Source organism: Clostridium sp. TJA085, from assembly GCF_058310235.1.
In genome coordinates this window covers 999529-1024717 of sequence record NZ_JBZEEZ010000001.1, presented here as the reverse complement: position 1 = coordinate 1024717, position 25189 = coordinate 999529, and the positions used below count along the sequence as shown (strand labels likewise).

The window sequence follows — 25189 nt, the reverse complement described above, 5'->3', positions numbered from 1 at the left end:
AGTTAAATTAAATATAATGGATTAAAATAAAACATTTAAATAAGCTATCTTAATTTAAGATAGCTTACTTTATGAAAAATATACTAAAAATTTCTAATTTATTAAATATATAATGGTTGGAAATTATGAAAACATATGATATATTACTTCTATATGATAAAATTTGGGAGGAAAATAATGATAGAACCAGAGCCGGAAAGTATTATTATGCAAATAATAATAATAATAATATTAACATTAATTAATGCTTTTTTTTCATCAGCAGAGATGGCAATAGCATCAGTAAATAAAAATAGAGTTAAGCTTTTAAGTGAAGAAGGTAATAAAAAAGCGCAACTTTTAGAAAAAATTATGAAAAATCAGGGTAATTTCCTAGCAGCAATACAAATAGGAATAACATTAGCAGCTTTTTTATCTAGTGCATCAGCTGCAACAGGTATTTCAGTAGTACTTTCAAATAAATTAGAAGCATTGAATATACCATATGCTAATCAATTAGGAGTAATAATAGTTACAATAATTCTTACGTACTTTACATTAGTATTTGGAGAGTTAGTACCAAAAAGAATAGCGCTTAAAAATAAAGAAAAGGTAGCTTTAAGATCTGTAAAAACAATATATATTGTACTTATAATTACAAAACCATTTGTAAAAATACTTTCATTTTCAACTTCATTAATACTTAAATTATTAGGTTTTAATAAAGAAGGAATAGAAGAAAAAGTATCTAAAGAAGAGATACAGGCTTTAATTTCAGAAGGTGAAGTTGAAGGTGCAATTGATGAATCAGAAAAAGAAATGTTAGACAGTGTATTTGAATTTAATGATAGATTATCTAAAGAAATAATGACATCTAGAAAAGATACATATATGATAAATATTTCTGATGATATAAATGAAGAATTGGATGATATAATAAATCTACAATATTCAAGAATACCAGTTTATGAAGGGGATATAGATAATATAGTAGGAATACTATATACAAAAGATTTATTTATAATGGCAAGAAAAGTAGGTTTTGAAAATCTTAATATAAAGCATATACTTCATAAACCGTATTTTGTTCCAGAAACTAAGAGGATAAATGAATTATTTAAAGAGCTTCAATTAAACAAAAATCATATGGCACTATTAATAGATGAATATGGTGGTTTTTCAGGAATTGTAACTATGGAAGATTTAGTTGAAGAAATAGTTGGAGATATTGATGATGAATATGATATAGATGAACCAGATATAAAGAAAATAGATGAGTATAAGTATTTAGTAAAAGGAACTATAAATATTCATGATTTCAATGATGAGTTTGGGACAAGTATTGAAGAAGATGAAGATTTTGATACATTAAATGGATATATGATAACTAGAATAGGTAAAATACCAAAAGAAGGAGTCAATATAGAATTTGATGTAGATAATATACATTTAAAAGTAAAAGAAGTTACTGGAAGAAGAATTGAAGAAGTTGAAGTAACTATATTTAAAGAGTAAGTTTATATTGGATAGATTATTTTAAAAAATAATCTATCCATTTTTATTTATATAAAGGCGAATATTATATGAGGAAAGTGATTTTATAATGTATATAACTTAAATAAAAATATATAAAACTTAAAAAGAATAAAAAAATATTCGTGTTGAGGGTAGAAATTTATCGAAAAATGATATATTATTAAAAGCGGACGAAAAAATAAATGAAAGAGTGATAACATGAAAAACTTCTTTAAAAAAGATGGATTACTTGATAATTACTTCGAGATAACAAAAAATGGATCTAATTCTAAGAGAGAAGTAGTTGCAGGACTTACAACATTTATGACTATGGCATATATACTTATTGTAAATCCAACAATACTTTCAGCTGCTGGAATGGATAAAGGAGCAGTGTTTACAGCAACAGCACTTTCTGCTTTTGTAGCAACACTTTTAACAGGAATTTATGCTAAACTTCCATTTGCTCAAGCTCCAGGTATGGGATTAAATGCATTTTTTGCTTACACAGTAGTATTACAAATGGGATATTCTTATCAGTTTGCTCTAACAGCTGTATTCTTAGAAGGTATAATATTTATATTACTTACATTATTTAATGTTAGAGAAGCTATTGTAGATTCAATACCTGATTGTATAAAAAAAGGTATTTCAGTTGGTATAGGACTTTTAATTGCACTTATTGGATTAGAAGGTGCAGGAATTGTTGTTCATCCAAAGGATGGAGGAACAATATTATCATTAGGAAGTATAACTCATGGTGCTGGATTACTTGCTATAGTTGGATTAATAATAACATCAATACTTTTAGCAAAAAGAGTTAAAGGAGCACTTTTTATTGGAATGATTATTACTGCTATAATTGGTATTCCTTTTGGATTAACTCCAATTCCAAGTGCTGTAATTAGTGCACCACCATCAATTAGTGGAATACTTTTTGACTTTGAGTGGCATAATATTTTTTCATTTGATATGGTAATAGTATTATTTACTTTATTATTTATGGATTTATTTGATACTATAGGTACTTTAGTTGGTGTTGCAACTAAAGCTAAAATGCTTGATGAGAACGGAAAAGTTCCAAATATTAAGAAAGCATTGCTTTCAGATGCTATTGGTACAACTTTAGGGGCTTGCATGGGAACTAGTACAGTAAGTACTTTTGTAGAAAGTGCAGCAGGTGTTGCAGAAGGTGGTAGAACTGGACTTACAGCAGTTTCAACTGCTATAATGTTTGCTTTAGCTTTATTATTTTCACCAATATTTGCTGCAATAACACCAGCTGTTACTGCATCAGCATTAATATTAGTAGGTTTATTTATGATAGAACCTATAAGAGAAATAAATTTAGAAGAATATTCAGAGTCAATACCTGCATTTTTAACTATGATAATGATGCCATTTTCATATAGTATTTCAGATGGGATTATATTTGGTGTAATATCATACATATTAATAAAATTATTTACAGGAAAAGTAAAAGATATAAGTATAACAACTGTAATAATTGGTGTTGTATTTTTACTTAAATTTTTAATTTAGAATATTTTGCTATATTATTAAATAAGCTTAGTGTTATTTAAAATAATATAAGTTATTTTATGAAAGCATCTAAAAGTTTAACTTTTAGGTGCTTTTTTATATTTGCTATTTTAGTTAATTTACTTATAGAGAATAATAGTGTTATTATATTAATATAGTATTAATTAGTAAATAAAGTTAAGATATATTTTATATTTATAAAATATAAATATATTAAAATTATAATTATATTGTAGTTTGTAATGTTAATATATTTGAAAAACAAACATCTTTATTACTTAACAATTAAACTGTATAATAGTACAAAATGAAAATAAAAAGGAATGAGAAGATGAATAAAAATTTTAAGACAATACTTTATTTTATTATAGTTATACTTATAATTTCAGCAATATTTAAATTGTTTATAAAGATATTACCTTATATGATTTTATTGATTTTGGCACTTTGGATTATAAGTAAGGTTAATGGTTATATAAATAGAAATAAAAAAACAAGTGATACTTATAGTAATCAATCAGATGATAATTATTCAAATATAAATGATGATGTTATATTTGATGATGATTTTGAGGATCCATCAAAAGCAATAGATGTTGATTATGAAGAAGTAGATGATAAAAAATAAGATGTAGTTAATTTAAGAGGTGATGGCGTGAATTTTAGAAAGTTAAAAATATTTTATGAAACAGCTCAGACATTGAATATGACTAAAGTAGCAAAAGCATTGTATATAAGCCAGCCATCAGTTAGTCAAGCTATACAAGAATTAGAAGATGAAATTGGTGTTAAAATGTTTGACAGAATAGGAAAGAGATTAAGTTTAACTTATGAAGGCGAAGTATATTTAAATTATGTAAGGAGAGTTTTGAATCTTTATGATGAAGGATTAAATAAAGTTAGAAATATAAATAATAATAATGAAGGAAAAATTGTTATAGGAGCAAGCACAACTATAGGAATATATATCCTTCCTGATATCATAAAAGATTTTGTTGAAAATAATGAAAGAATAGAGATATCACTTATAATAGAAAATACTGAAAAAATAGAGCAGCTAATTTTAGAAAATAAAATAGATTTTGCATTTGTTGAAGGAAAAGTACATTCAGAAGAAATTATTTATGAAAATTTTTGGGAAGATGAACTTGTATTTATAAAAAAATATAATACAAAATGGGAAGAGATAGAATATATAAGTAAGCTTGCTTTAACTAAAGAGAAATTTATTATGAGGGAATTAGGTAGTGGAACAAGGGAAATTGTTGAAAAATATTTAAAAGATAATAATATAGATTATAATATTTTTATGGAACTTGGAAGTACTGAAGCTATTAAAAAGAGTGTTGAAGCAGGACTTGGAATTGGTTGTATATCAAGTCAATGTATAAAAGATGAAATGCAAAGTAAAAAAATAAGTAAATTAACATTTAATAAAAATAAGATAAAGAGAAATTTAAATCTTATAATACATAAAGATAAATTTATAAGTAATAATATGAAACTTTTTATAGATAAAGCTAAAGAAAAAAATATGTAAAAGACTTATTGAATTTAATAGACCTCATAATGTATAATTACATTAACAATAAATGGAAATGAGGGTGCAAATGGGGAAGGTATTAATTTTATCGAGGGGAACTGGACAAGCTAAAGAGTTTAAGAAAGCTCTTGAAAAATACACAAATGAAAATGGTATGGTATTAAATTATATATTTTCTAATGAAGAAAACATGAATAGATATATAAAAACCGAAGATATAAATGTTGTTTTAATATCTCCAGAGATGATGTTAGTAGAAGAACAAATAAAGCTTGAATTAGAAAATAATAAACTTCCATATATAGAATTAAGGCCAGTAGATTTTGGACTAAAAAGAATTGAGAAAGTTATGCCTCTAATAAATAAATACCTATAAATAGTTCTTATTTTTAGGAGGAATTTTATATGGGATTTAAAAAAACAGTAGAATTGGATTATCCTTTAGAAAAGGTTTTTAAAGTTTTTATAAAAACTGCAAAAAAGGATTTTCCAAAATTTAATGAAAAGAATCCTTTAGGAGCAAAAGCTAATAAAAAGATTAAATCAGGTTCACAACGAACAGTAAATATTAGGGTTGAAGTAACGGCATATGAAAAAGATAAGCTTTATCAAATAACTTCTGTGAGAGATAAGCTTATGTTTATTTCAACATACCGTTTTGAAAAATCAAAAGATAATAAAACATTATTTTCTTTAGAGGAAAATGATAATACAACAGGAGTATTTTCGGGTATTAATGCATTTTTACAAAATATATTATTTAGAAAAAGAATTACAAATAAGTTTAACCATTTAGTTAGTGGACTTGAATTTGAAATACAAAGTTATGATGAAAGAGTTCAAAAAAGTGTAAAAAAAGAAGATGTTAATAAATAAAAAAAAGTTGACCTATAAATTAGGCCAACTTTTTTATTTATATTGCAAAATTACCATTTTTAAAAACTTGAACTTTATTACCTTCTTTAGTTATTCCAATTATGTCTAAATCTTTTGATCCAATCATAAAATCTACATGAGTTAATGATATGTTAGATTCAGCATTTAAAAGTTCTTTGTCATTCATTTGTTCACCATTTTTTATACATGAAGGATAAGCTTTTCCGATAGCTAAGTGACATGATGCATTTTCATCAAATAAAGTATTAAAAAATAATATATTTGAATTAGAAATTGGAGAATTATAAGGAACTAATGCAACTTCTCCTAGATATCTTGAACCCTCATCTGTATCTAATAATTCTTTTAATGAATCATATCCTTCTTCAGCAGTAAAATCTATTATTTTTCCATCTTTAAATGTAAATGAAAAATTATCTATTAAATTTCCACCATAGTTTAATGGCTTAGTTGAATAAACAGTTCCGTTTACTCCATTTCTTTTTGGTGTTGTAAATATTTCTTCAGTAGGCATATTTGCTATAAATTCAACACCATCTTTAGTAATATCAGATCCTCCACACCATATGTGATTTGGAGCTAGAGATAATTCTAAATTAGTTCCTAATGAATTTGTGAAAATTAATTTATCAAAATTATAATCTTGAAGTTTTTTCATATTAGATTTTAAGTTATTAGAATGATTTGTCCATTCAGTAATAGGATCTTCTGAATTAAGTCTCATTACATTAAAGATAGCTTCAAAAAGTTTTTCTACTGCTTCATCTTCTGAAACATCATTGAATATTTTAGAAGCCCATGCTTTAGTTGGCATTGATATTACGCACCAAGCATTTTCGTTATTCATAAGTTTATCTGAATAATTTCTAAGAGCTATACTTCTTGCTTTACTTGCAGAACTTATTTTTTTTGAATCAATGCCTTTAAATAATGAAGGGTCACTTGCTGATATTGAAATAAATGAAGCACCATTATCAGTAAAATAATTATATTTATCTATTTCATATTGAGGAATTTTTGATAAAGTTTCTTCAGAAGCATTTTTAAAACGTATCTTTGTAAATAGTTCATCAGAATAATTTATATATACATCTTTTGCTGATGCTTTAAAGGCTTCTTCTGCTAGCAATCTTGCAAAGTTTGAACATTCAATTGGTGAATTAATAAATAAAAGTCCATCTTCTTGAATGTTAACACCCTTTTTTATAACTAGATTGGCGTATTTTCTTAATAGGTCATCAAAATTTTTCATATTTTAAATACCTCCTAAAGTTTTATTTTCTATTATTTTACTATAAAAAGTAAATACTATACAAAAAACAATCTGTAAACAAAGAAAAAGCATATTTCTTGTAACTGTTTATGATAAGTAATATAATATATTTACTTGAATTTATTATTATATGAGAATGGAGGGCTTTAATTTGACAGATATTCTACAAACATTAGTAGAAAAAAATAAAATCTACGGACAGGAAGGAAAGCTTGCTTCATATATTCCCGCTTTACTTAAGGCTGATGTAAATGATTTAGGTATAGCTGTAGTAGACTTAGATGGTAAAGAAAGTTTTGCAGGAAATTGCGATAAAAACTTTACAATACAAAGTATATCTAAAATTGTTAGTTTAATGATAGCACTTAGTGATAATAAAATGACAGATGTTTTTAAAAAAGTAAATGTTGAACCAACTGGAGAAGGCTTTAATTCTATAGTTAAGCTTGAAACTACAGAAACGGGAAGACCTTATAATCCAATGATTAATGCTGGAGCTATAGTTACTACATCACTTATTAAAGGTGAAACAGAAGAAGAAAAACTAAAAAAACTTATAGATTTTATGAAGAAAGCTACAAATAATCCTAATATAAAAATAAATGAAGAAGTATATATATCAGAAAAGTTAACAGGAAATAGAAATAGAGCATTAGCTTACTTTATGAAAAGCAGTGGCATATTAGAGGGAAATGTTGAAGAAATTTTAGATCTTTATTTTAGGCAATGTTCAATTGAAGCCAATGCAAAAGATTTAGCTAGACTTGGAGCTGTTCTAGCAAATGATGGAATAATTCCATGGAGTGGGGAAAAATTAGTAGATAAGAAAATATGCAGAATAGTTAAATCTATAATGGTTACTTGCGGTATGTATGATGCATCAGGGGAATTTGCGGTTAGAATAGGAATACCAGCTAAAAGTGGAGTTGGTGGAGGAATAGTTGGAGCTGTTCCTAAAAGAATGGGAATAGGAGTATATGGTCCTGCATTGGATGAAAAAGGAAATAGTATTGCAGGTCTTAAAATTTTAGAGGATTTAGCAAAAGAATTAGATCTTAGTATTTTTTAATTATAAAGTGTATTTTAAAAATTAAGGTTATAGCAAAATGAAGCTAGGACATAATTAATAATGAAAGATAGAGAAATTTTCTTAAGTTTGGAGGAAAGTATGAAGAAATTACTTATATTAGATTCAAATTCATTGATGAATAGAGCCTTTTATGCGTTACCACCTCTTACAAATAGTGAAGGGGTTCACACTAACGCTATATATGGATTTACAAATATGTTATTAAAAATGAAGGGGGATATAAATCCAGATTATATAGTTGCGGCTTTTGATAAAAAAGCTCCAACTTTTAGACATAAAGAGTATGATGATTATAAGGCTGGAAGAAAAAAGATGCCAGAAGAGCTTGCAGAACAATTTCCGATTATTAAGGAAATGCTTAAGCTTCTTGGAATAAAAATATATGAAATTGAAGGTTTTGAAGCTGATGATATTATAGGAACTACAGCAAAGCTTGCGGCAAAAGAAGGAATGGAAGTATTTATAGTTACAGGAGATAAAGATGCTCTTCAACTTGCTGATAATAACATAAATGTAATTATAACAAAAAAAGGTGTATCAGAAACAGCACAATACAATAAAGAACAGTTTATTGAAGAATTTGGAGTTACTCCAACTCAATTTATAGATGTAAAAGGTCTTATGGGTGATAAATCTGATAATATACCAGGAGTGCCAGGTGTTGGAGAAAAGACAGCTTATAAATTAATAAAAGAATATGGTTCTGTTGAAGGTGTATTAAATAATATAGATAGTATTAGTGGTAAAAAATTAAAAGAAAATCTTGAAACTTATAGCGAACAGGCAATATTCAGTAAAAAGCTTGCAACAATAATGGTTGAGGTTCCACTAGATAATATAATTGAGGATATAAAAAATGTAGAAGAGATGAATAAAAGTGGATTAAAAGAATTATTAATAAAACTTCAAATGAAATCTTCTTTAGCAAAATTTATTGGAGAAGATGAGGAAACTAAAGAAATAAATTATGAAGTAATTAATTCACAAGAGCAATTAAGTAAGTTTTTAAAGGATAATAAAACTTATTACATAGCGTATAGTATATTTGAATCTTCATTAAATTCAAATAGAAAACTTAAAGCATTATATTTTGGAAATAATAATTCAACAACTATAGTTAATTTTGATGAACTTATAAAGGATGATGAAGAAAAAATAGTTTCTATATTAAAAGAGTTTTTTGAAAATAAAGATAAGATAAAAGTTATACATGATGGTAAATCTCTAATAAAAGCTTTAAATAAAATTAATATAAAAATAAATGGATTTGAATTTGATACAGCAATTGCTTCTTACATTATAGATTCTTCAAAAGGTCAATATCCTTTAAGTGATGTTATTATGACGTATGTAGGTGATGAAATTCAAAAGGGCGAAGATGAATTAAAATATGGAGCAGCTTATATAGAAACATTATATAAAATTTTAGTAGATAAGATTAAAGAAGAAAAAATGGAAGAACTTTATTATAATGTTGAACATCCGCTTATATATGTGCTTGCATCAATGGAGGACGAAGGTTTTGAAGTTGATGAAACAATTTTAGATGAATTAGCAGTTAAGTTTAAGAAAGAAATTGATATAGTACAAAAAGAAATTTATGAAATGGCTGATATAGAATTTAATATAAATTCTCCAAAGCAACTTGGAAAAATATTGTTTGAAAAATTAGATTTACCTGTTATTAAAAAAACAAAGACAGGATATTCAACTAATGCAGATGTTTTAGAAAAGCTTAGAGATAAACATCCTATAATAGATAAAATAACTTACTATAGGCAAATAAGTAAAATAAATTCAACATATGTTGAGGGAATGAAGCCATTAATAGATGTAGATGGCGCTATTCATAGTACATTTAATCAAACTGTTACAACAACAGGAAGATTATCAAGTACAGAACCTAACTTACAAAATATTCCTATAAGATATGAAATGGGAAGAGAAATTAGAAAGATTTTTATAACTAAAAATAAAACAGATAAGCTTTTATCAGCAGATTACTCACAAATAGAACTTAGAGTTTTAGCTCATATAAGTGGTGATGAAAATATGATAAATGCATTTAAACATCATAGTGATATTCATACAAAAACAGCAGCAGAAGTTTTTAATGTTGATATAGATAATGTTACTCCTTTAATGCGTTCAAGAGCAAAGGCAGTTAATTTTGGTATAGTTTATGGAATAAGTGATTTCTCATTAGCTCAAGACCTTGGAATAACAAGAAAAGAAGCAGCAGAATATATGAGTATTTACTTTGATAGATATCCAAAAATAAAAGAATATTTAGAATCAGTTGTTGAAGATGCTAAAAAGACAGGGTATGTAACTACTATTTTAAATAGAAAAAGATTTATACCTGAAATTAAAGCTTCAAACAAGATAGTAAAAGCTTTAGGAGAAAGACTTGCTATGAATGCACCGATACAAGGTAGTGCTGCTGATATAATAAAAATAGCTATGATAAATGTATTTAATAGACTAAATAAGGAAAACTTAAAAAGCACATTAATATTACAAGTTCATGATGAACTTATAGTTAATGTAGTGGAAGAAGAAATAAATATTGTAGAAAATATAGTAAAAGAAGAAATGGAAAATGTATTTAAACTTAGTGTTCCATTAGATGTTGATATTAATTTTGGAGATACATGGTATAACACTAAGTAAAGGAGGATTTTACTTTAACATGATAAAGGTTGGACTTACAGGGGGAATAGGAACTGGTAAAAGTACAGTATCTAGCATGATTAAAGATGCAGGTTTTAAAGTAATTGATGCTGATTTAATAGCAAGAGATGTATTAGTTAAATATCCAGAAATATTAGAGAAAGTTAGAGCTCAATTTGGAGAAGGTTTTTTTGATTGGAGAGGAGACTTTAGAAGAAAGGAATTTGGCAATCATATATTTAGATTTCCAAAGCAAAGAGTTAAATACGAAAATATAATACTTCCGTATATAAAGGCTGATATAATGAATGCTATAAAAGAATTGGAGAACAAAGGTGAAAAAATAGTAATATTAGATGCTCCAACTCTTATAGAGAGCAAGATGAATGAGGATATGGATATTGTTGTATTAGTAGTTGCAGATAGTAAAACTCAAGTACAAAGAGTGAAAGAAAGAGATAAATTAAGTAATTATGATGCATTGAATAGAATTAATGCACAAATGCCACTAGAAGAGAAAAAAAATTATGCTAATATAATAATAGATAATAATAAAGATTTATTATATGCTAAAGAGCAAGTTGATGATTTTATAGATTTTATGAATACACTAATATAATAAGGAGTTAAAAATGAAGTTAAAAAAGATAATACTTTGGTTATTTGTGATAGTTGTAGCATTAGTAGGTATTAAGTATTATGTACAAAGGTATGCTTTCCCATATAAGCACGAAGATGTTATTAATAAATATAGTAAAGAATATAATTTAGATCCATTATTTGTATTATCTATAATAAAAGCTGAAAGTAAATTTGATTCAAATGCAAAATCACATAAAGATGCTTATGGACTTATGCAAATCACTGATAGTACAGGTGAGTGGATTGCTAGTCAAATGAAAATAAAGAACTTTTCAGAAAATATGCTTTATGATGAGGAAACAAATATAAAAATGGGATGTTGGTATTTAAATAATCTTTATAAAGAATTTGGAGATAAGGATTTAGTAATAGCAGCATATAATGCAGGAAGAGGAAATGTAAATAAGTGGCTTAAAGATAATGAATACTCTAAAGATGGAGAAAATATTCATTATATCCCTTTCCCTGAAACTAAAAATTATGTTGATAAGGTTAATATATATTATAAAATATATAAGTATTTATATAGCTGATTATTTTTATAATCAGCTATAATACTTTTAAGATAGAGGTGAATTTTACTTGAATAAACAAAAGAAAAATATTTATGGGATAGTTTTTTTTATTATATTAATAGTACTAATATTTATAAAAGTATCTATGCCATATGTTTTACCATTAGATAGTAATGTGAAATATAGTGATAATCCTGTTTCTCATAGAGAAGAAATATTATTAAAGTTTATAGATAATAAATTAACTAATAGTTCAGGTGGAATAAAAACAAATTATGTAGATAAAAAATCTGAAGGAGATATAACAAAAGGTAATGCAGTTTTATCAGAGTCAGAAGGAATGATGTTAATATATTACTTAGAAAGAAATGAGAAAGAAAATTTTGATAAAGTATTAAATTATATAGAAAATAATATGATTCTTGATAATAATTTAATTTCGTGGAGAGTTGAAGGTAACAATAAAAATCAAACATCAGCAACTATTGATGATTTAAGAATTGTTAAAGCTCTTTTGCTTGCTAATGAAAGATGGGGAAACTTTCATTATAGAAAATTAGCTATAAAAATATCAAGAGCAATTAATGAAAAGTTACTTGATGTAGATGTTTTAAGTGATTTTTATGATGGATATGGTAAAAGTGATATAACGACGTTATGTTATATAGATCTTCCTACATTAGATTATTTAAGTAATATAGATTATAAGTGGAAAAAGGTATATTCAGGATCATTAAAACTATTAAATGATGGGTACATAAGTAATAAGGTTCCTCTATATAGAACAAACTATAATAGAAAAACAAAAAAATATGATAATGAAAATACAACAGATACATTGTTATCATTAATTTGTATTTTAAATAAAGTTGAATTAAATCAATCAGCAAAAAGTAGTATTGACTGGATAGAAAATAAATTTAAGAAGGATGAAGCTATATATTCAAAATATAATGTAAGTAATGGAGAAAAAGCATCAGATGTAGAATCTACATCAATATATGCATTACTTGTTAGAATAGGATATCAATCTAAAAATAAAAATTTATATAATATGGCTTTAAGAAAATTAGAGAGTTTTCAAGTATTAGATAAAAAAAGTGAGTTGTATGGAGCATATGGAGATACAAATACATTAAATGTATATTCATTTGATAATTTAAATGCTTTATTAGCTTATAGAGATGTAAAATAAAATTACTCCTAATGAGAATATAATTTTCATTAGGAGTAATTTTATTTATATTAAATAGAGAATACTATAAATAAAAATTAATAAAAATAAATAATGACTTTTGGTCAGTATTTATGTTATAATCTCTACATTAGAAAATAAAAAGGAAGGATAACTGATGAAAAATATTTTAAAAATTTTTAAGAGGGATATAAAAAATATATTCACAAATTGGGTTGCAATAGTTGTATTATGTGGGCTTATAATACTTCCTTCTCTTTATGCGTGGTTTAATATTAAGTCATCTTGGGATCCGTATGGAAGTACGAGTGGTATTAGGGTAGCAGTAGTCAATGAGGATAAAGGTACAGAAATAGAAGGAAAAAAAATAAATATTGGAGAGAAGGTAGTAGATGAACTTTCAAAAAATAATAATATAGGATGGAAGTTTGTAAGTAAAGAAAAGGCTGAAAAAGGTGTAAGAGTTGGTAATTATTTTGCTAGCATAGTTATACCAGAAGATTTTTCAAAAGATTTAGTATCACCTACATCAAAAAATATTGTAAAACCAAAATTAATATATACAGTAAATGAAATAGCTAATGCAATAGCACCTAAGATTACATCAAAAGGTGTAGAAGCATTAAAAGCACAAGTTGATAGAAATGTTTCTGAAACTGTAGATGGAGCTATATTTAAAGTTTTAAATCAAGTTGGAATAGAATATGAATCATCAAGAGATAAAATTAGAGAAACTGTAAATCTTATATATAAAGTAAATGATAATTTACCTAAAATAAATGACCTTATAAACAAGGCTTATGATGGAACTATAACTATAGATACTATGATAAATAAAATGAATAAAATAATTCCTAATTTAGAAACTACATTAAAAGATGTAAATAGTAGTTTGGATAAAGGAAAAGAATTTATAAATAAATCTAAAGATAGCTTAAATAGTTTAGCTCCTATAATTAAAGAAGATTTAATATTTAGTAAGGATCTAATTAATGGTTCTTCAGAAATTTTAGGGAATGTATCAGAAAAATATGATAAAGAAGCACTTTTAAAAGTTTTAAATAGTTTAAATGATAAATTAAAAGTAGTAGATAACACCTTAAAATCAGTAGTTGATTTATTAGAATCAGTAAATAAAGGTTTAAGTAGTGATAAGTTAACTAATATAATAAGTAAATTAAATAATATAGAACAAAGAACTTTATCTATTATAAATGATATAACAAAGAATATTGAATTAGTTAATAATAATGTAGTTTTACAACCTGATACTATAAATAAGATAAAAAATAAATTAGATTTATTACAAGGAGATTTAAATAAAATTATTGGAAACTATGATAGTACAATAGTTCCTTCTATTAATGAATCATTAAATAAGTTAAATAAAATAGCGAAAGAAAGTATGGAATTAATAAAAGGTACTCAGGATGTAATTCCAGACGTTAAAAATGTATTAGGATTGCTTTCAAAAGGAACTAAATTAACTAATGAAGAGTTATCTAAAGTTAAAGAAAAATTTCCTGAGTTTAAAAAGTCATTTAATAAAATAACTAATGATATAAAGAAAGTAGATAAAAAAGAAGATATAAATAGAATATTGGATATAATAACTGGTGATTGGAAAGAGAAAACTAAGTTCTTGGTTAGTCCGGTTGAAATTGAAACAAATAAATTATTCCCAGTTCCAAACTATGGTTCAGCAATGTCACCATTTTACACAACATTATCTTTATGGGTAGGTGGATTAATACTTGTATCAATATTAACTGTAAGTGCTAAATCATTTGAAGATGGAACTAAAGCAAAGCCGATAGAAGTTTATTTTGGGAAATATATATTATTTGCAATAATAGGGATACTTCAAGGTGCTATAGTTACATTAGGAGATATATTTATATTAGGAACATATGTAATACACCCAGTATTATTTGTATTATTTGGAATGTTTACAAGTTTAATATTTATAACAATAATATATTCAACAGTTTCTGTATTTGGAAATGTTGGTAAAGCTATTTGTATAATATTTTTAGTACTTCAAGTAGCTGCATCAGGAGGAACATTTCCAGTTGAAGTAATGTCAGGATTTTTCCAAGGAATAAATCCTTACTTACCATTTAGATATGCAATAGAAGCAATGAGAGGTTTTGTAGGTGGAATAGTACCAGAACTTATACAAAAGGATCTTACTATATTAATAATTTCTGCTTTAATATTTGTAGTTATAGCTATATTATTAAAAAAACCAATGAATAAAAGTAGTGAAAAGTTTGTTAATAAGCTTAAAGAAAGTAATATAGTAGAACATTAAAAAATAGAAAAAAATAATTTTAAAAAAGATAGGATTTAATCCTATCTTTTTTATTTTATATAGTTTAAACGAAAGAAGTATAGGGAAAAATATTTTTATTATAAATATAGAAAGGAGAATAAAAAATGGGAAAAAAGATTTTTGGAGTATTACAGAGAATTGGTAAAGCTCTAATGCTACCAGTTGCTCTTTTACCTGCTGCTGGATTATTATTAGCATTCGGTAATTTACTTATGAATGAAGCTTTGTTAGTTAATGCTCCTTATTTAAGGGCAGATTGGATACAATTAGTTGCAAATGTTATGGAGCAATCAGGAAATATTGTATTTTCTAATTTGCCTCTAATATTTTCAGTAGGAGTTGCAATTGGCTTATCAGATGGTGATGGAGTTGCAGGTCTTGCAGCAATAGTTGGGTTTTTAATAATGAATGTTTCTATGGGAACATTTACTGGAGTTACACAAGATATGTTAACTGACCCTATGTATACTACTATAGTTGGAGTTCCTACACTGCAAACAGGAGTATTTGGAGGTATTATAATGGGACTTATAGCTTCTGCTATGTATAATAAATTTTATAAAATTGAATTACCTCCATACTTAGGATTTTTTGCGGGAAAAAGGTTTGTACCAATAGTAACAGCAGCGTTAGGAGTTATAATAGGTATTTTAATGACATTTATATGGCCACCTATACAAACAGGATTATTTTATTTTTCAAGAAGTATGATAGATGCTAATCCAACAATAGCAGCTTTATTATTTGGAATTATTGAAAGAGCATTAATACCATTTGGATTACATCATATTTGGTATAATCCTTTCTGGTATCAATTTGGAGAATATATAAATAGTGCTGGTCAATTAGTTATGGGTGATCAAAATATATTTTTTGCTCAATTAAAAGATGGAGTTCCATTTACAGCAGGAACATTTATGGCTGGAAAATTTCCTTTTATGATGTTTGGATTACCAGCGGCTGCATTAGCAATATATCAAGAGTCTAAACCTCAAAATAAAAAAATGGTAGCAGGAATTATGGTATCTGCTGCTCTTACTTCATTTTTAACTGGTATTACTGAACCTTTAGAATTTTCATTTCTTTTTGTAGCGCCTATACTTTTTATAGTACATTGTGTATTAGCAGGATTATCATTTATGACAATGCAATTGTTAAATATAAAAATAGGAATGACTTTCTCGGGTGGAGTAATTGATTTTGTTTTATTTGGTATTATACCTAATAGAACTCCTTGGTATTTAGTAATAGTAGTTGGTATAATTTATGCAATAATTTATTATAGTTTATTTAGATTTTTAATAAGAAAGTTAAATTTAAAAACTCCTGGTAGAGAAGAAGATAATGAATCTATAAGCAGAGCAAATAAAGAACAGGCAAATCTTGCAGTATCTGTATTAAATGCTCTTGGTGGCAGAGAAAATATAAATAATCTAGATGCATGTATTACTAGACTTAGAGTAATAGTTAATGATGTAGAAAAAGTTGATAAAGAAGAACTTAAAAAATTAGGTGCAGCTGGTGTAATGGAGGTTGGAAATAATATTCAAGCAATATTTGGGCCAAAGTCAGATACATTAAAAGGACAAATAAAAGATGTAATTGCTGGAAATATACCTGTAAGTGAATCTTTAGAAGAACATGATGATATAACTGAAATAAAAAATAGAAATCTTGAGGATATACCAGAAGATATAATGGTTCCTTTAAGTGGAAATGTAATAAGAATAGAAGATGTTCCAGATAAAATATTTGCAGAAAAAATGATGGGTGATGGGTTTGCTATAGAACCAATGGGAAATATTGTAGTAGCTCCTGTAAGTGGAGAAATTACATCATTATTTACTACAAAACATGCAATTGGAATAACAAGCGAAAATGGATTAGAAATATTAATACATGTAGGAATGGATACTGTTTCTTTAAAAGGTGAAGGTTTTACTTCATACGTTAAACAAGGTGATAAAGTTAAAATAGGGGATAAACTTTTAAGTGTAGATTTTGATTTTATAAAAGAAAAAGTTCCATCAATAATAACTCCAGTAGTATTTACTAATTTAACAGAAGAAAGCAAATTAGAAATAAATTATGGTGAGTTAAAAGAAGGAAAAGATATAGTAGCAACTGTAATTAAGAAATAATATTATGAAACCTAGCTAAAATTTAAAAAATAGCTAGGTTTTATTAACAAAAACTTCACATAAAAGTAAAAATAAAGTAAAATATAGTTATATGGTGGGGGGATTATATGTATATAAATAACGAATTAGAAGAGATATTATATGTAGATTATGGAAAATATAAAAATATGTCAATAATATTTTTGTCTATCTATTTAATAATTAATATTATAGGTACAATATTTTTTAGTGAAAGTATTCTAGTATTAAATATATTTATAAGAATATTTTATCTTTTATTATCATTTTGTTGCATAGTACTTATATATTCAACTATAAAAATATTTAAAAGCAAAGTATTAATAATATTAAGTCTTAATTTTATTAATATTATATTGCTTAATACTTATTTTATTTCAGAAATTTTAGATAATCGACATACAAAGATTTTTAATATAGACTTAATTTTTGAATATATACAGACGTATATTGCTATATTTGTAATATTAATTATTTCAAGATATATAAAACATATAAATATAAACTATAAAGTTTATATTTTAAGTTATGTTACTGTAATAACTATTTTATTTTTTGTGAGTAAATATCAATTTAAATTTATATATGTAATATTAAGTTTAATATTATTTTTATTAAACTTATTTGAATTAATAAAAGTTATAAAGGATAAGAGAAGTAGTAAAAATACTATAAATTATATAAATATAAATATAGTTTTAGTATTTTTTATTAATTTATTTATGTTAATGAGTTATTTTGTTGCAACTAATTTTTTATTAGAATTAATTAGATTAGTATTTTTCTTAAATTTTTCATTAAGTGTTTTTTTTATTTTAGAAAATATACTTGATACACCGTATAAAATTATGTTTGGTAAATTATATAAGAGCAATGAAGATTTAAATTATATGAATAAGGAATTATTTCTTCAAAATACGGAATTAGAATTTTCACAAAGCTTAATAAGAAAAAAAGAAATGATGTTTAAAGACTTTTTTAAAAATATACCAGTTCCAGTTGTTATATTAAGTGATGTTACTTTTAGAATAATATATTGTAATAAGTCTTTTTTAAGATTTATTGATGAAGATAGTATAAAAATGATAGTTAACAAAAAATTAGAAAATTTAATAAAGATACAAGGATTAGAAAAAGATATAGAAAATATTTTTTCAAGAAATATTTATAGAGGATTAATTGAAAAAAATGATGTTAAAAAATATATAAATATAGAAATTATAGATAAGAATATGGATAATGGTGAAATAATACTAACATTTTCAGATATAACATCAAATATAAGAATGAATCTTATAAAATGTGAAATAAAAAATAAAGTTTTACAAGAAAATTTGAAAAAAGATTTTCTTTCAAATATTAGTCATGATTTAAAAACACCTATAAATGTAATATATTCTGCACTTCAGTTAGAGGATATTTTTATAAAAGAAAAAGATGAAGAATCGTTAAAAAAATATAATAGAATATCTAAAAGTAATTGTTTTACCTTAATGAAGATAACAAATAATTTAATTGATAATTGCAAAATACAAAGTGATAATTTAAGAGCAAATAAAAAAAGAATAAATGTAGTTGAATTTACTGAAGATACTGTATCAAGCTTAGTATGTTATGCTAAAGAAAAAAATATAAAAATAATATTTGATACTAATAAAGAAGAGGTTTATCTAAATTTAGATGAAAGCTTAATGCAAAGAGTTTTACTTAATTTAATGTCTAATTCAATTAAATTTACAAAAAGTGAAGGTAGAATAGATGTAATGGTTTTAGATAGCAACAAAAATATAAAAATAATTGTTAAAGACAATGGTGTGGGAATGGATAATAATTTTTTAAATAAAGTTTTTAAGAAATATTCAATGGGTGAAAATAATAAAGAGGCAGAAGAAAAAGGTAGTGGAATAGGATTATTTGTAGTAAAAAATCTTATAGAATTACAAGGTGGAACTATTATGATAAAAAGTAAAATAGGCAAAGGAACAGAAGTTATAATAACTTTTGGAAAGGAAGAGTTAGGTGAATAGTAATATAACTTTAAAATTAGAAGCTTATACAAAAAAATATTTCAATATAATAATAGGAATAATTATTTTTAGTGTTTTATTTATTATTTTTAATAATGAAATTATTAAGCTTCATTATTCTATAAATATTTTTTGTTCTACATTTGGTATTTCATTAGGTTTAATAAGTTTAGTTAGAAAATCTAATTCTTATTATAAGTTTTTAGGTATTGGATTTTTGTTTATAGGTTTTTTGGAATATTTCTCTATATTAATAAGAATTTGTGATATATCAAATAGTTTATTATTTCTAATTATATGGGTAAATAAAATATTAGAAGTTATAGTTATTTTTATTGCTATAATTATGTATTTAAAACAAATTTCAAATGTACAAGCTATCTGTGGATATACTGCTTTAATAGCTCTATTAATGTGTGGAACTAAATACTTTTTATATCATATAAAAAATGGTATTGTCTGTAATAATTATTATATATTTTGTTTTATAATAACTATAATTACTATAATTTTTTTAGGAAAAATAAAAAAAAATACACAAGTAAAAAACATGTATATTTATATGATTTTTATTTTAATATATCAAATTTTAAGTGTTAAAATATATATTGATGAAAAATATATATCTTTGATAGGAGATATATTAAGATGTTTAGCTTATTTTGAAGTTTATAATGGAATAAAAAAATATATATTAAAATTTCAATATGATAATATGAAAGAAAAATTATTAACAATACAAAATAAGCAAAGAGAACTTAATACAAAGTTGCGTGAGAAAAGTATAATTCTTCAAGAATTAAATGCAATAAATAAAAATAGTGAAGAAAGGTATTGTAATCTTATAGAATCATTTAAAGATGGTTTAGCTATATTTAATAGAGGAAGACTAATATATGCTAATGATGATTTATTAAGTAAGATTAATATTTCAGATAAAGAATTATTAATTGGAATGAAAATAGAAACTTTAATAGAATCAATAGAATCACAAGATTATATTAAAAATAGAGTATTATCTTCAGATTATGTAAATCCAAATAAAAATATAAAAGTTGTATATAGATTTAATAAGTTTTCAGATAAATTAAAGGAATTAGAGTTTTATTTAGTGGATTATGGTATAAATAATCAAATAGTATATATAAGAGAAATAACAGAAATAAATAAATACAATAAAGTTGCAAAAATATATGATTCATATTTAAAGGAAGATGAAATTAAAAGTGAATTTTATTCTAATATATCTCATGAACTTAGAACACCTATAAATATAATTCATTCTGCATTAACAGTAAATGAAATGTATTTAAATGAAAATAATTTAGAGAGTTTAAAAAAGAATAATAATGTTATTAAACAAAATTGTTTAAGGCTTATTAGAACTATAAATAATTTTATTGATGCAAATAAGGCATCTGAAGGATATTTAAAAGCAAATAAAAAGATATATAATCTAGTAGAAATAGTTGAAAATATTACATCAGCAACAAAAAGGTATGTTGAGAAAATAAACAATTCTTTAGTCTTTGATTCAGTTTGTGAGGAAATATATATACCTATTGATGTAGATATGTTGGAAAGAATTATTTTAAATATAATTTCTAATAGTGTTAAGTATGGTAAGAAAAACAAAGAATTAAAGGTTAATATATATACTAATAAAAAATGTGTATATATAATTATAAAAAATTATACTACGGCTATTGATAAAGAGAATGAAAAATATATATTTGATAAATTTACATCTGTAAATAAGTCTTTAAATAGAAAAAAAGAGGGTAGTGGGTTGGGTTTATTTTTAAGTAAAGAAATGGTTGAATTACATGGTGGTAAAATAAGTTTTAAATCCAATAAAAAAAATGGAAATAGATTTATAATAGAATTACCTATAGAAAGTAACTTGAAAAAATACCCTATAGGGGATGATTTTGAAATTGTTACTTTAGAAAAAAAGGTAGATATAGAATTTGCAGATATATATATATAAGAATAAAAATCTCAAAAAAGTATATTTATATAATAAATAAAATTTTTGAGGTGATTTATGAAGAATATATTTAAGGTAAATGGTAAAGTTAATATAATTTCATTAATAATAAGTTTTTTAATTACTTTAGGTGGAGGAATTATAATTGGCATTTTAACTAAAAATTCTAGTATTATATATGAGCAAATAACAAAACCAAAATTTTCACTACCTGGATATGTATTTGGAATTGTCTGGCCTATATTATATATATTAATGTCAATTTCTTTATATAGAGTTTATATGAAACTTAAAACAGAAAATAAAAGTTCTTCAGCAATTTTATTATATATAATACAATTGGGAATTAATTTTTTATGGCCTATAATCTTTTTTATGTTTAAGTTATATGGTGTATCTTGGATAATGCTTTTAATACTAATAATAATTTTAAGTATTGTTATTGTAAAGTTTTTTAAGATAGATAAACTAGCTGGAATTTTATTAGTTCCATATTTAATATGGTGCATCTATGCATTGTATTTAAATATATCAATTTGGATACTTAATGAAATGTAAAACAATTCATTTGGAAAAATCATAAATTCATAGTATAATTTTAATAAGCCCTCTTTTGAGGGTTTATTTTCTTTAGAAAGGAAATAATTATGGGAAAATCTTTATTTGTAGCAGAAAAGCCATCAGTGGCTATGGATTTTGTAAATTTATTAAAAGTTAATGGTAAACGAAAAAATGGATATATAGAAAGTGACAATGCAGTTTTTACTTGGTGTGTAGGACATATGGTAACAATGTGTTATCCTGAAGCTTATAATGAAAAACTTAAGTATTGGAATCTTAGGGATTTACCTTTTTTACCAGATAAGTATAAATATGAGGTGATAAACTCAGCTAAAGGTCAATTTAATGTTGTAAGTACATTACTTAATAGAAATGATATTGATAAAATATATGTTTGTACTGACTCTGGAAGGGAGGGAGAGTATATATATAGATTAGTAGATGATTTATCTGGAAATCCTAAAAAAGAAAAGCTTCGTGTATGGATTGATTCACAGACAGAAGAAGAAATAAAAAGAGGAATAAAAGAAGCAAAACCTTTATCAGAATATAATTCTTTAGCTCATTCAGCATATCTAAGAGCTAAAGAAGATTATATAATAGGAATTAATTTTTCAAGACTTCTAACATTAATATATGGAAAGCAGCTGTCTAATATGTTAAAGAAGGATAAATCTTCAGTAGTAGCAGTTGGAAGAGTAATGAGTTGTGTACTTGGAATGGTAGTTGATAGAGAAAGAGAAATTAGAGATTTTAAGAAAACATCATTCTATAAAATATTAGGTAGCTTTAATAGAGAAGAAAAAGAAGAAGAAATTCAGGCTGAGTGGAAGGCGTTAGATAATTCAAGGTTTAAGGATTCACCAAAGCTATACAATGAAGGTGGATTTAAAAAAAAGGAAGATTGTATAAGTTTAATAAAAGATCTTGAAGAGATAGAAGAAGGAATAATTTCTAATATAAAAAGAACAAAAGAAAATAAAAATGCGCCTCTTTTATTTAACTTAGCTGAATTACAAAACGAATGTTCAAGGAAATTTAAAATAAGCCCAGATGAAACTTTAAATTATCTTCAAACTCTTTATGAAAAGAAGATGGTAACATATCCAAGAACTGATGCAAGAGTGTTATCAACTGCAGTAGCAAAAGGAATTAAAAAAACTATATTTAAAATTAGTAAAATGAATATAGGTGAAGAACTAACTTTAGCTACAAAAAATATACTTGATAAAAGTTGGGAGAAAACTATATTAAAAAGCAAGTATGTTGATGATAAAAAAATTACAGATCACTATGCTATAATACCAACTGGGGAAGGTAATAATGTAATAAATTCTTTAAAAGAAATAGAGAAAAAGATGTATTTTTTAATTCTTAGAAGATTTATCGCAATATTTTATCCAAAAGCTCAATATAGCAAGCAAGCAATTACCATAACACTTGGAAGTGAATCTTTTTATACAACTAAAAAGGTTTGTGTAGAAAGAGGTTATTTAGATATTTTAGAACCTAATAAGGAAAGCAATATGGATGAATTTCCAAAAGATTTAAAAAAGGGTCAAAAAGTTTTAGTAGATTCTTTAGAAATTAAAGAAGGGGAAACTAGTCCGCCAAAAAGATTTACAACAGGTTCTATAATAATTGCAATGGAGAATGCAGGTAAGCTTATAGAAGATGAAGAGTTAAGAGAACATATAAAAGGTGCAGGAATAGGAACATCAGCTACTAGAGCTGAAATTCTTAAAAAACTAATAAATATAGAATACATAAAATCAAACAATAAGACACAAACTCTTACACCAACAGAGTTTGGAGAAATGATATATGAAGTAATAAATATATCAATACCTTCTCTATTAAATCCAAAGCTTACTGCATCTTGGGAAAAAGGATTGAAGTTAGTTTACGAAAAGAGTATAGAACCAGAAGAATTTATGATTAAATTAGAAGATTATACTAAGCGTTCAGTTTATACTGTTTTTAAAGATAATAAAATAGGAAATTTAAATAGAAAATTACTGAAAGTTAAAAATATATATACTGAAAATAAAAAATAAAAGAAACTTACCATAGTTTGGTAAGTTTCTTTTATTTAATGAATAATTAAATTATATACAAACATTGCAATGTTAAGAGCAAGTGGAGCAACAAAAACTGTCATCATTCCAGCGATACCAATTGAAAGTGAACTCATGGCACCTTCAGTTTCTCCAAGTTCTAATGCTTTAGTAGTCCCAACTGCATGAGATGCAGTTCCAAGTGAGATTCCTATTGCTATTTTGTTTGTAATTCTACATATTCTACATATTGTAGGTCCTATAATAGCACCAATTATTCCAGATAATATAATTGCAAGTACAGTAACAGGAACTAAACCGTTAAATTCTTTACTTATGGCAATACCTATTGGTGTTGTTACAGACTTAGGCATTAATGATACTATCATAGATATGTTAAGTCCTAAAGAATGAGATAATAGTATTATTGAAAATATCCCAATTAAAGTTCCTAAAAATATTCCTATAAAAATAGCTATTGCATTTTGCTTAAGAAGTTCAATTTGTTTATAAAGTGGAACTGCAAGTACTACAGTTGCAGGTCCTAAAAACATATTAATAAATTGAGCTCCTGAATTATAGGTATCAAAGTTTACATGAAATACAGTTAAAACTGCAATTACAATTACTATTGCTATAAGTAAAGGATTAAATAATGGTATGTTTGTTTTTTTATAAATCGCTAGCCCAATCTCAAAAGCTATAAGAGATAAAACTATACTAAAAAATACGTTGCTAGTTATCAAACTCATCTTCCTTAGATCCTTTCTTTGTTTTATTTAATAGGTTTACTATAAATTGTACTATAAGTCCAGTTGAAGCGATTATTACTGCTGTTGTAATAACACAAACAACTAATATTTGAACAAGATTAGCTTTAATAATTCCAAGAGAATTCATTAAGCTAACCCCAGCTGGTAAGAAAAAGAAAGCTAAGTGATCTAAAAAGAAATTTGTTAAAGTTTCAACTTGGCTAACTTTTATTATTTTAGTACAAAGGCATATTAATAGTAATAAAAGACCTATTATATTTCCAGGTATAGGAATATGAGTAAGTGCAACTATTACTTCACCAATTAAATAAATTCCGAAAATAATAAGTGCTTCTCTAAATAATTTCAAGTTAATCTCTCCTTGTATTTTTTGTACCTTATTAATGTATCACTTTCATTCAATTAAGTAAACCTTAATACAAT

Annotated in this window: 20 protein-coding genes; 17 read left to right on the top strand and 3 right to left on the bottom strand. The window is 24.9% G+C overall.

The annotated features are described in order from the left end of the window. Positions 1 to 174: 174 nt before the first annotated feature. The 6 genes from AC4FQW_RS05290 (at position 175) to AC4FQW_RS05265 (ending at position 5455) form a co-directional block, all read left to right on the top strand. Positions 175 to 1494 (top strand): hemolysin family protein, encoded by a 1320-nt coding sequence (locus AC4FQW_RS05290; RefSeq protein ID WP_303131052.1) that lies wholly within the window; start codon positions 175 to 177, stop codon positions 1492 to 1494. 219 nt (positions 1495 to 1713) lie between these two features. Further along, positions 1714 to 3036, top strand: a complete 1323-nt coding sequence (locus tag AC4FQW_RS05285; protein ID WP_303131048.1) for an NCS2 family permease — start codon at positions 1714 to 1716, stop codon at positions 3034 to 3036. A gap of 331 nt (positions 3037 to 3367) precedes the next feature. Continuing rightward, positions 3368 to 3664, top strand: a complete 297-nt coding sequence (locus tag AC4FQW_RS05280; RefSeq protein ID WP_491147668.1) for a hypothetical protein — start codon at positions 3368 to 3370, stop codon at positions 3662 to 3664. A 27-nt stretch (positions 3665 to 3691) separates the two neighbouring features. Beyond that, positions 3692 to 4576, top strand: a complete 885-nt coding sequence (locus AC4FQW_RS05275) for a LysR family transcriptional regulator (protein WP_303130965.1) — start codon at positions 3692 to 3694, stop codon at positions 4574 to 4576. Between the two features lie 70 nt (positions 4577 to 4646). Beyond that, positions 4647 to 4955 (top strand): hypothetical protein, encoded by a 309-nt coding sequence (locus AC4FQW_RS05270; protein WP_491147665.1) that lies wholly within the window; start codon positions 4647 to 4649, stop codon positions 4953 to 4955. 29 nt (positions 4956 to 4984) lie between these two features. Further along, positions 4985 to 5455: a DUF3284 domain-containing protein gene (locus tag AC4FQW_RS05265; protein WP_491147663.1), complete on the top strand. Its 471-nt coding sequence runs from the start codon at positions 4985 to 4987 to the stop codon at positions 5453 to 5455. 37 nt (positions 5456 to 5492) lie between these two features. Here AC4FQW_RS05265 and AC4FQW_RS05260 read toward each other — a convergent pair whose 3' ends face one another. Next, positions 5493 to 6728: an aminopeptidase gene (locus AC4FQW_RS05260; protein ID WP_491147660.1), complete on the bottom strand. Its 1236-nt coding sequence runs from the start codon at positions 6726 to 6728 to the stop codon at positions 5493 to 5495. Between the two features lie 172 nt (positions 6729 to 6900). Here AC4FQW_RS05260 and glsA point away from each other — a divergent pair, with 172 nt between their 5' ends. The 11 genes from glsA to AC4FQW_RS05205 all read left to right on the top strand — a co-directional run bounded on the left by glsA (position 6901) and on the right by AC4FQW_RS05205 (position 23993). Further along, positions 6901 to 7818, top strand: a complete 918-nt coding sequence (gene glsA, locus AC4FQW_RS05255; protein ID WP_303130972.1) for a glutaminase A — start codon at positions 6901 to 6903, stop codon at positions 7816 to 7818. Between the two features lie 99 nt (positions 7819 to 7917). Then, positions 7918 to 10512 carry a DNA polymerase I gene (gene polA, locus AC4FQW_RS05250; protein WP_491147659.1) on the top strand — a complete coding sequence of 865 codons (2595 nt, stop codon included), beginning with the start codon at positions 7918 to 7920 and terminating at the stop codon, positions 10510 to 10512. 19 nt (positions 10513 to 10531) lie between these two features. After that, positions 10532 to 11131: a dephospho-CoA kinase gene (gene coaE, locus AC4FQW_RS05245; RefSeq protein WP_303130917.1), complete on the top strand. Its 600-nt coding sequence runs from the start codon at positions 10532 to 10534 to the stop codon at positions 11129 to 11131. Between the two features lie 13 nt (positions 11132 to 11144). Continuing rightward, on the top strand, positions 11145 to 11687 hold the full coding sequence (locus AC4FQW_RS05240) for a lytic transglycosylase domain-containing protein (RefSeq protein WP_303130918.1): 543 nt from the start codon (positions 11145 to 11147) through the stop codon (positions 11685 to 11687). Between the two features lie 49 nt (positions 11688 to 11736). Beyond that, positions 11737 to 12864, top strand: a complete 1128-nt coding sequence (locus AC4FQW_RS05235) for a glycosyl hydrolase family 8 (protein ID WP_491147656.1) — start codon at positions 11737 to 11739, stop codon at positions 12862 to 12864. Between the two features lie 157 nt (positions 12865 to 13021). After that, entirely contained in the window at positions 13022 to 15178 is a 2157-nt protein-coding gene (locus tag AC4FQW_RS05230) for a YhgE/Pip domain-containing protein (RefSeq protein WP_491147654.1), read from the top strand. 125 nt (positions 15179 to 15303) lie between these two features. Continuing rightward, entirely contained in the window at positions 15304 to 17340 is a 2037-nt protein-coding gene (ptsG, locus tag AC4FQW_RS05225; RefSeq protein WP_491147653.1) for a glucose-specific PTS transporter subunit IIBC, read from the top strand. A gap of 107 nt (positions 17341 to 17447) precedes the next feature. Beyond that, positions 17448 to 19385, top strand: a complete 1938-nt coding sequence (locus AC4FQW_RS05220; protein ID WP_491147651.1) for a sensor histidine kinase — start codon at positions 17448 to 17450, stop codon at positions 19383 to 19385. Then, positions 19378 to 21375 carry a sensor histidine kinase gene (locus AC4FQW_RS05215; protein WP_303130373.1) on the top strand — a complete coding sequence of 666 codons (1998 nt, stop codon included), beginning with the start codon at positions 19378 to 19380 and terminating at the stop codon, positions 21373 to 21375. The genes AC4FQW_RS05220 and AC4FQW_RS05215 overlap by 8 nt, the downstream gene beginning before the upstream one ends. A 57-nt stretch (positions 21376 to 21432) precedes the next feature. Beyond that, positions 21433 to 21933 carry a TspO/MBR family protein gene (locus AC4FQW_RS05210; protein ID WP_491147648.1) on the top strand — a complete coding sequence of 167 codons (501 nt, stop codon included), beginning with the start codon at positions 21433 to 21435 and terminating at the stop codon, positions 21931 to 21933. Between the two features lie 89 nt (positions 21934 to 22022). Continuing rightward, positions 22023 to 23993 (top strand): DNA topoisomerase, encoded by a 1971-nt coding sequence (locus AC4FQW_RS05205; RefSeq protein ID WP_491147646.1) that lies wholly within the window; start codon positions 22023 to 22025, stop codon positions 23991 to 23993. 35 nt (positions 23994 to 24028) lie between these two features. On the opposite strand, the gene AC4FQW_RS05200 is transcribed toward AC4FQW_RS05205, so the two are convergent. Beyond that, complete coding sequence (locus AC4FQW_RS05200) at positions 24029 to 24745, bottom strand: LrgB family protein (RefSeq protein WP_303130367.1); 717 nt, start codon at positions 24743 to 24745, stop codon at positions 24029 to 24031. Beyond that, positions 24729 to 25115, bottom strand: a complete 387-nt coding sequence (locus AC4FQW_RS05195; protein ID WP_303130366.1) for a CidA/LrgA family protein — start codon at positions 25113 to 25115, stop codon at positions 24729 to 24731. The genes AC4FQW_RS05200 and AC4FQW_RS05195 overlap by 17 nt, the downstream gene beginning before the upstream one ends. Positions 25116 to 25189 lie beyond the last annotated feature (74 nt).